Raw genomic sequence first — 8,564 nt, 5'->3', positions numbered from 1 at the left:
TTCCGCGTTCTCATCAACAATGATCTGATGAAGGTGCCGGAAATTCGCCCCTATGCGCTTCCTGTCTGTTTCGACGAAACGAAGGAAGCCATGACGATGAATATGGCGACCCGTCACGAGGCCGTGCGGCTTTTGAAGCAGGGCGTGACGATCGTCGTCTTTCCGGCCGGTGGGGTTGCGACAGCGCCCAAGGGCTTTGGCAGGGCAGAGGATTTGCCCTGGAAGATTTTTCCGGCAAAGCTCGTGCAGCAAGCCAAGGCCTCGGTGATCCCGGTCTATTTCGGCGGACAGAACGGGCGATTCTTCCACCTCGCGAGCAAAGTTTCGATGACTTTGCGCATTTCGCTGCTGATACGCGAATTTCGCAGATTGTCCGGTAAGGCAATCAATGTGCGGATTGGCCGGGTTATCGGATGGGACGAATTGAAGCCGATGGAAGACCGCAAGCTAATGCTCGAATATCTTTACAATGCGGTTTTCTCGCTGCAGCCCAAGACTTCTTGATAGCGATCAATCGAGCGGCTCTTCGCCCTCGGCCGGTTGGTTCGTCGTTGCTGGTGAGCTTGCAGCTTCGGATGCGATCACTTCAACATCCTGATTGCGGCCGGCGACGACCTTGTAATCACGCTGGTAGATGCGGTCCTTGTTCTTGGCGATGATGACATACTCGCCTTCCGCCAGGACGATCGAAGCAAAGGCGCCGACGCTTTCCCGCACGATGTCGCCGGATGTCGTCAGGACGGACCAGGCAGTATCGGCCAGCGCCTCGCCGCCAGCCTCGCGCACGAGCTTCATCGTCAGCAATGCGGCGCGGTGTTCCACGTTGGCTTCCGTGATTTTGCCGGCCTCGACACGGATATCCGAGCGGATCACCGCGTTCGCGGTGCCGTAGTTGGAGACGATCTGGTAGGTGCCGGTATTGAGGCGCACCACGCTATCGGGTTTGACGTCGGGGATGATCAGCGCACGTTCACCGCTCTGGTCGGCATGATCTTCATAGATGGAAAACCGCAGCTGATCTGGCGGTATGCGCCCGCCGCCTGAAAGGGTCGCGTTGAGTTTTACGCCGCCGGCATCGAGGATCATCGTTTCCGTACGCTTGGCGCGGGTCATGGTAATGCGCTTCGTCGCGCCTGCACGGCCGAAAGCCACGTGTACCAGATAGCTGCCGGGAGCAAGGTTGAACGACGTCGTTCCGCCCTTGGCAGTCGCCRGCAATGCCAGTTTGCCGTCGCCGCTCGGCTCCGGCGAGAATACACGCCAGACGAGACCCCGCGGAATTGCCTGGCCCTTGTCGGAAAGTTTGGCTGACAGCACGAGTTCCGGTTCGTTGGCAAACGGGTTGTTCTCGGGAGCCTTCGGATTGGCATACCCTTTAAGATTGGGGATGTTGGGAATATCGAGCGCCGGGACATCAGGGAAATCGGGCGCAAGCGCCTGCGCGGATGCGCCGGAGATGCCGGTGAACGCCATTGTTACAAGCAGCAGCGCACATTTTAGGGACTTGCCGCCCGTTGAAATAAACTGGAATACACCCATGAAACGGTTTGATCCGAAGCCGATGGCAATTTCAAGGCTTTTTCTTAGCGTGCTACCTTTACTTGACGGATGAAACCACCACATTGTCCGCGCAAACAAATATACGACTTAAATCAGGACTGCCGTTTTAGAACATGGATACATCCGCTCCCAATTCGATCATAGAATTCCTGTCAACCCGCAGTTCGACGCCTATCTCGGCCATTGGTCTTCCGGCGCCTTCGGATGACGAAATCCAGACCATGATTCGTATCGCCTCACGGGTGCCMGATCATGGCCGGCTGACCCCCTGGCGCTTTATCCTGTACCGGGGAGAAGCGCGCGTTCAGATCGGTAAATATCTTGCCGATCTTGCTGAAGAGCGCGAAGGTCCGCTCACCGAGCAGCGCCGCGAGCAGGAACTCAAGCGCTTCGCCCGCGCACCATTGGTGATTGGCGTGGTTTTCTCGCCGGTCGAGCATCATATTCCGGAATGGGAGCAGTTCCTGTCTTCCGGCGCCGCGGCGATGAAGCTTTCTCTTGCGGCCAACGCGCTTGGCTATGCCACCAACTGGATCAGCAACTGGTACGCATCCGATGAAAAGGGCCGCGCACTGCTTGGGCTGGCGCCGCATGAGCGCGTAACCGGCTTCGTCCATATAGGTACTTGCGCCCAGAAAGTTCCGGAACGTCCGCGACCCGAGATCAAGGATATACTGTCGGAATATTCGGGCCCGTGGGAAGGCTAGGACCCTAGATGTTCTACAAATACGAGGATGGCCACGGCCTGCCGCATGATCCGTTGAAGGCTATAGTTGCCCCGAGACCGATCGGATGGATTTCCAGCCGCTCGAAGGAAGGCAAGGTCAATCTCGCGCCATACTCCTTTTTCAACATGATCAGCACCAAGCCCTGTCTCATCATGTTTTGTTCCGAAGGCCACAAGGACAGCGTCTCCTTTATCGAAGAGACGGGTGAGTTCGCCGCCAATCTGGTCAGCGCAAACCTTTCCGTTGCCATGAACGCAACGTCGGTGAATGCCCCCCGGGGCGTGAGCGAGTTCGAGTACTCCGGGCTGACGCCGGTCGACTGCACGATGATCAATGCGCCGCGTGTGGCTGAAGCCTTTTCGACGCTGGAATGCGTCGTGACTGAAATCCGCAATCCGAAAGATCGCCACGGTAACCCGGTGGCTTCGATCATGGTCATCGGCGAAGTGGTTGGCGTGCACATCAGCGAGGAAATCCTGACGGCAGGCCTCGTGGACATGACGAAAGCCCAGCCGGTTTCGCGCCTCGGCTATATGGATTTCGCTTCAGTTTCGCAGACGTTCCAGATGTTTCGCCCAAAGTGGGATGAATCAGCGAGCTGAACGAGCGATAAGCCGCTCCGCCCGTCGCAGATGCGGACGGTCGACCATCTCGYCGTCGATACCGATCACACCTGCAGCCGGATCAGCGGCAAACGCGTCAATTATCCTTCGGGCATGCGCCACCGACTCCGGCGGCGGTGTAAACGCGTGATTGATGATCGGTACCTGCGCCGGATGAATGGCAAGCTTGGCGGTGAACCCGTCGCGTTCAGCCTCAGTGCACTCACGCGCAAGCCCCTCATCATCGCGGTAGTTGATATAGACTGTGTCAATCGAGGCAACATCTGCCGCTGATGCGCCGAGGATCGTCACTGCCCGAGCCAGCCGGAAGATATCCGTATAACGCCCGGACTCGTCGCGGGCGGTGCGAGCGCCGATTGCCGCAGACAGGTCTTCAGCCCCCCAGCTCAAGCCGATCAGACGTGTTGATGCGCCAGGATAACTTGCCGCCGAGAGTGTCCCGATCGCAGTTTCGGTGATGATGGCGATTATCTGTGTCGATCCTTCCTCGACGCCTGCACGCGCTTCGTGAACGTTGAGTTTGGCCGAGAGCCGCGTCACATCCTTGCCGCTGTTGGATTTTGGCAGGAGTATACCGTGAGGCAGGGATGGCATGACGGCGGCTAGGTCGTCATCGGCCAGCCCACTGGCGAGGTCATTGATGCGAACGAACAGGCGCGGCGAGGGCCTGCCTTGGCTTGCAGCGAGGAACTCGGCGGCTATTGTTCTTGCCGCTTCCTTGCGCTCTACGCTCACCGAATCCTCAAGGTCGATCAACAGCACGTCGGCCCCGCTGGTCAGGCCCTTCTCCAGCTTCCTTTCCGAATCGCCCGGGACGAACAAGAGCGAGCGCATCAGGCGGCGGCCTTCGATTTCATCATGGCTTGCCGCGTGCATTTCGCGACAAGTACACCGAATTGATTGAAAGCCCGGTGCTCGAATTCGACGATGCCACGATCCGGTTTTGATTTGGATTTCCGCGCCGAGATCACCTGTGTTTCGACCCGCACGGTATCGCCATGAAACAGCGGGGCAGGGAACGTCACGTCGGTCATGCCAAGATTGGCAATCGTCGTGCCAACAGTTGTGTCATTGACCGAAATGCCAATCATCAGGCCGAGCGTGAACAGGGAATTCACCAGCGGCTTCCCCCATTCTGTCTTGCTCGCATATTCGAAATCGATATGCAGCGGCTGCGGATTGAGGGTCATGACCGAAAACAGCATGTTGTCGCTCTCGGTGACAGTCTTGCGCAGCGCGTGCTGGAACACATGTCCGATTTCAAAGTCTTCCAGATATAGCCCTGCCATGATGTCGCGCGTCTCCTCTTTTGCAGGAGTCTAGGTCGGCTTTGCCAAGATCGCAACATGCGCGTGCTGCCGCCTTGTTATGGTTAATCGACATGGTGAACCGTTCGTAAACCTTTTGCCACTAAAGTCTAATTTAACAAAGACTGTRGGGCGCAAGGTAAATGTCGGTACAGCACTATCTGAAAATGATCGATAATGTTTCGGTTGCTCAGCGTTGCCACGCAGCGGCTGCGTTGGCCCATATCTACCTGCATTCCGACCTCGATTTCGACGAACGTTGTGCCACAGAGACCGTATTGACGCTGCTCCTGGACGATCCTTCGCCAAAAGTGCGATTGGCTCTTGCCGATGTGTTCTCCACAAGCGCTCACGCCCCGATCCACATCGTTGCCGGTCTTGCCCGCGATCAGATAGAGATCGCCACCTATATGCTGGCGCGATCCGTGCTTCTCAGCGACGCCGATCTGATCGATTGTGTTGCGGGCGGAAGCGGCGACGCACAGAAAGTCATAGCGGCGAGGCCCAAGGTATCAATTGCGGTCAGCGCTGCAATTATTGAGATCGGCGAGACCATTGCTGTGCTGGAGCTTCTGGCCAACACCCAAGCGCAGATAGCTCACATCAGCTTTCGCCGCTTGATCGAGCGCCTGGGTCATGTAGCTGAAATTCGCGCGCTCCTGGTCGAAGATGAGCGATTGCCTGCCGACTGCCGCCATGCCTTGGCAATCTGCATTGCCGAAGCGCTGTGCCAGATGGACATTGTCGTGGCATTGATGGGCGAGCGCCGGGCCAGGCGCGTTACGCAGGAAGCTTGCGTCAAGGCATCGATCAGCCTTGTGGCCGAGACCTCTGTCGAGGAATATCCGGCACTGATCGAGCACCTGCAGCTACGCGGTGACCTCACGACTGCATTCGTCATCCGGATCGTTGCGTGCGGAAAGATCGATTTCTTCGGTGCGATCCTTGTTATGCTCTCGGGCTATAGTCTGCCGCGCGTGCGAAGCCTTTTGATCGATGGCCGAGCCACGGCACTGTGTGCATTGTTCAGCGCTGCCGGCCTTCCTGCAAGTACGCATCAGCCGCTGCGAGTGGCGCTCAACAGTTGGCACGGCGTTGCCAATGGCAAACTGTCTATCGGTGCCCAGGAAATCGCGCGCAGAATGATCGAGCACGTCGCGCCGGCGACCGGTGGTGCTGTTCCTGCCGCTGCCAATGACGACATGCTGTCGCTGCTCAAGAGGATCTATCTCGAGGCAATTCGGGAAGATGCGCGCGATCATGCAATGGCAATTGCTGCAGCGTAAGCGTTTTCGCGAACATTTCATTACAAAATCCATTCAGGCTTTGATCGCATAAATGCGCGCGCTGCCGGTGAAGTAGCGAAAAATTGCTTTTTTGCCGGGCTCGATTTCGCCCGCCCATAAAATATTCGCCGGAACTTTCAATAAGTTCAGGGTGTTATACGGAATATCTCATCAGAAAAGCGCGGTAACCGTCCGGAATTCCTTGGAAAAGCCAATGCTACCCTCGTGATTTTTCATGATAGTGTACGGCACGATACGCGTGATTGGGAGGTCTGTATTATGTCCGACGATGGTCCCCTTGGTGAATTTGGTCCGCTTAGCCTGCACGTGCCCGAACCGGCGGTGCGGCCCGGCGGTGCGCCAGATTTTTCCAATGTGGAGCTCGATGAGGCTGGCGCGATACGGCGTCCGGAAGTCGACGCCAATCCCGAGGACATACGCGATCTGGCCTTCTCGATCATTCGGGTTTTAAACCGCGACGGTGAAGCCGTCGGCCCTTGGGCGGGTCTGTTGACCGACGATCAATTGATCGAGGGACTGCGCCATATGATGACGCTGCGCGCCTTCGACGCAAGGATGCAGATCGCCCAGCGGCAAGGCAAAACCTCGTTCTATATGCAGCATCTTGGTGAAGAAGCCGTCAGCTGCGCCTTCCGGAAGGCGCTTGCGCCCGGTGACATGAATTTCCCGACCTACCGGCAGGCGGGCCTTTTGATTGCGGATGACTATCCGATGGTCGAGATGATGTRCCAGATCTACTCCAACGAGCGCGATCCACTTAAAGGCCGTCAGCTGCCGATCATGTATTCGTCGAAGGAACACGGCTTCTTTTCAATCTCCGGTAATCTGGCGACGCAATATATCCAGGCAGTGGGCTGGGCGATGGCATCGGCCATCAAGCACGACACCAAGATTGCGGCTGGATGGATTGGCGACGGGTCCACGGCCGAATCCGATTTTCATGCATCGCTGGTGTTCGCATCGACCTACAAAGCGCCGATCGTGCTGAACATCGTCAACAACCAGTGGGCGATTTCTACTTTTCAGGGCATCGCACGGGGCGGCTCGGGCACATTTGCGGCGCGTGGTCTCGGATTTGGCATTCCGGCGCTGCGTGTTGACGGTAACGACTATCTGGCGGTTTTTGCGGTGGCAAAATGGGCCATCGAGCGTGCCCGGCGCAATCTCGGGCCCACGTTGATCGAGTATGTTACCTACCGCGCCGGCGCGCATTCCACCTCCGATGATCCATCGGCATATCGGCCCAAAACAGAATCCGATGCCTGGCCCCTGGGTGACCCTATCATCCGGCTGAAGAACCATCTGATCGGGCGCAATGTCTGGTCCGATGATCGTCACAAGCAGACGGAGGCGGAAATTCTCGACACTGTCGTTGCTGCGCAAAAAGAAGCGGAAAGCTTCGGCACATTGCATGCGGGAGGTAAGCCATCCGCCCGCGACATGTTCGAGGGTGTCTACGAGGAAATGCCACCGCATCTGCGTCGCCAGCGCCAGCAGGCAGGAGTCTGATAGATGCCGCGTAAAACTATGATTGAAGCCATTCGCGACGCGATGGATATCATGATGGAACGCGACGACAATGTTGTCGTGTTCGGTGAAGATGTGGGCTTTTTCGGTGGTGTGTTCCGCTGTACCCAGGGCCTGCAGGCAAAATACGGCAAAACACGTTGCTTCGATGCGCCGATCAGTGAAGCGGGCATTGTCGGCGCGGCGATCGGCATGGCCGCGTATGGCCTGAAGCCCTGCATCGAGATCCAGTTCGCCGATTATGTCTATCCGGCCTATGACCAGATCGTTTCGGAGGCGGCACGCCTGCGGTACAGGTCCAATGGCGACTTTACCTGCCCGATCGTTGTGCGGATGCCGGTTGGCGGTGGTATTTTTGGTGGTCAGACCCACAGTCAGAGCCCTGAAGCGCTGTTTACGCACGTTTCCGGGCTGAAAGTGGTTGTTCCTTCCAATCCGCATGACGCCAAGGGCTTGCTGATTTCGGCGATCGAAGATCCCGACCCGGTGATCTTCCTCGAACCCAAGCGCCTCTATAACGGGCCATTCGACGGTCACTACGATCGACCGGTAACGCCTTGGTCGAAGCACGACCTCGGCGAGGTTCCGGACGGTCACTATACGGTACCGCTTGGCAAGGCGATCAAGCGCCGTGAAGGTTCAAAGCTGACAATTCTCGCTTATGGTACAATGGTTTACGTGGCCGAAGCCGCTGCCGAGGAACACGGCATAGACGCGGAAATCATCGATCTTCGCACGCTTTTGCCACTCGATCTCGAAACCATCATCGAATCCGTTTCGAAGACTGGCCGCTGCGTCGTCGTGCACGAAGCAACTTTGACCTCGGGTTTCGGCGCGGAACTTGCGGCATTGGTCCAGGAACATTGTTTCTACAAGCTCGAAGCGCCGGTCGCGCGGGTGACCGGATGGGATACGCCTTATCCGCACGCGCAGGAATGGGATTATTTCCCGGGACCGTTGCGTCTTGGACGCGCGCTTGTCGAAACGCTGGAGGGATAGCGCTATGGGTGAGTATATCATCAAGCTGCCGGACGTCGGTGAAGGCGTTGCGGAAGCCGAACTCGTTGAATGGAATGTGAAAATTGGCGATCTGGTGCGCGAGGACACGGTCCTTGCCGCTGTGATGACCGACAAGGCTACGGTCGAGATTCCGTCGCCCGTGGACGGCGAAATCATCTGGCTTGGCGGCGAGATTGGTCAGGTCCTTGCCATTGGGTCGCCGCTGGTTCGCCTGAAAATTGAAGGTGAAGGCCACGTGGTCGAGGCCGCGCCAGCCAAACCGGTGAAGACCGAGGCGCCGGCACCAGAAGCGGAGAAAACGGCCGAAGCGCCGAAAGCTCCAGCCGAAAAACCAAAGCCAATAACGCCTCGGGTTGTGCAAAAAACTTCGGTTGTAACAAGTCCTTTTAGCGCCAACGCGCCGCGCGATGAAGGCGAGAAGCCGCTTGCGTCTCCAGCCGTTCGGTTGCGGGCAAAGGAGGCCGGCGTTGACCTTCGCCAGGTCAGTGGCAC

9 protein-coding genes and 1 pseudogene are annotated in these 8,564 nt (G+C 57.5%); 7 read left to right on the top strand and 3 right to left on the bottom strand.

All coding sequences use genetic code 11. From position 1 onward, the window contains the following. Positions 1 to 504 (top strand): annotated as a pseudogene (locus ACXJ5O_RS13290) (glycerol acyltransferase); the annotation flags it as partial. Between the two features lie 6 nt (positions 505 to 510). On the opposite strand, the gene ACXJ5O_RS13285 reads toward ACXJ5O_RS13290, so the two are convergent. Then, positions 511 to 1,539 carry a hypothetical protein gene (locus ACXJ5O_RS13285; RefSeq protein ID WP_457300300.1) on the bottom strand — a complete coding sequence of 343 codons (1,029 nt, stop codon included), beginning with the start codon at positions 1,537 to 1,539 and terminating at the stop codon, positions 511 to 513. A gap of 134 nt (positions 1,540 to 1,673) precedes the next feature. On the opposite strand from ACXJ5O_RS13285, the gene ACXJ5O_RS13280 reads away from it, so the two are divergent. Then, positions 1,674 to 2,267, top strand: a complete 594-nt coding sequence (locus ACXJ5O_RS13280) for a nitroreductase family protein (protein WP_457300299.1) — start codon at positions 1,674 to 1,676, stop codon at positions 2,265 to 2,267. Between the two features lie 8 nt (positions 2,268 to 2,275). Then, positions 2,276 to 2,890 (top strand): flavin reductase family protein, encoded by a 615-nt coding sequence (locus ACXJ5O_RS13275; RefSeq protein ID WP_457300298.1) that lies wholly within the window; start codon positions 2,276 to 2,278, stop codon positions 2,888 to 2,890. Here ACXJ5O_RS13275 and ACXJ5O_RS13270 read toward each other — a convergent pair. Beyond that, positions 2,879 to 3,745, bottom strand: a complete 867-nt coding sequence (locus tag ACXJ5O_RS13270; protein WP_457300301.1) for an HpcH/HpaI aldolase/citrate lyase family protein — start codon at positions 3,743 to 3,745, stop codon at positions 2,879 to 2,881. The two genes, ACXJ5O_RS13275 and ACXJ5O_RS13270, sit on opposite strands and share 12 nt — an antisense overlap. Further along, positions 3,745 to 4,200, bottom strand: a complete 456-nt coding sequence (locus tag ACXJ5O_RS13265; RefSeq protein ID WP_112531335.1) for a MaoC family dehydratase — start codon at positions 4,198 to 4,200, stop codon at positions 3,745 to 3,747. Before ACXJ5O_RS13265 ends, ACXJ5O_RS13270 begins: the two co-directional genes overlap by 1 nt. Positions 4,201 to 4,361: 161 nt before the next feature. On the opposite strand from ACXJ5O_RS13265, the gene ACXJ5O_RS13260 reads away from it, so the two are divergent. From ACXJ5O_RS13260 to ACXJ5O_RS13245, 4 genes are all read left to right on the top strand, one after another. Then, positions 4,362 to 5,504 (top strand): DUF2336 domain-containing protein, encoded by a 1,143-nt coding sequence (locus tag ACXJ5O_RS13260; protein ID WP_457300297.1) that lies wholly within the window; start codon positions 4,362 to 4,364, stop codon positions 5,502 to 5,504. A 279-nt stretch (positions 5,505 to 5,783) separates the two neighbouring features. Beyond that, on the top strand, positions 5,784 to 7,034 hold the full coding sequence (locus ACXJ5O_RS13255; RefSeq protein ID WP_457300296.1) for a thiamine pyrophosphate-dependent enzyme: 1,251 nt from the start codon (positions 5,784 to 5,786) through the stop codon (positions 7,032 to 7,034). A gap of 3 nt (positions 7,035 to 7,037) precedes the next feature. Beyond that, complete coding sequence (locus ACXJ5O_RS13250; RefSeq protein WP_114429978.1) at positions 7,038 to 8,051, top strand: alpha-ketoacid dehydrogenase subunit beta; 1,014 nt, start codon at positions 7,038 to 7,040, stop codon at positions 8,049 to 8,051. A gap of 4 nt (positions 8,052 to 8,055) precedes the next feature. Further along, a partial coding sequence (locus tag ACXJ5O_RS13245) for a biotin/lipoyl-containing protein (RefSeq protein WP_457300295.1) occupies positions 8,056 to 8,564 on the top strand: 509 nt, incomplete at its 3' end.

It is taken from the genome of Phyllobacterium sp. P5_D12 (assembly GCF_054049495.1).
The sequence above is the reverse complement of the archived record's forward strand: the minus strand, read 5'-3'. Positions and strand labels throughout refer to the sequence as shown.

Excerpts from the sequence above, each read along its gene's own strand:
- ACXJ5O_RS13275 (WP_457300298.1), top strand. The coding sequence starts at position 2,276 with ATGTTCTACAAATACGAGGATGGCCACGGCCTGCCGCATGATCCGTTG.
- ACXJ5O_RS13265 (WP_112531335.1), bottom strand. The coding sequence starts at position 4,200 with ATGGCAGGGCTATATCTGGAAGACTTTGAAATCGGACATGTGTTCCAG.
- ACXJ5O_RS13260 (WP_457300297.1), top strand. The coding sequence starts at position 4,362 with ATGTCGGTACAGCACTATCTGAAAATGATCGATAATGTTTCGGTTGCT.
- ACXJ5O_RS13250 (WP_114429978.1), top strand. The coding sequence starts at position 7,038 with ATGCCGCGTAAAACTATGATTGAAGCCATTCGCGACGCGATGGATATC.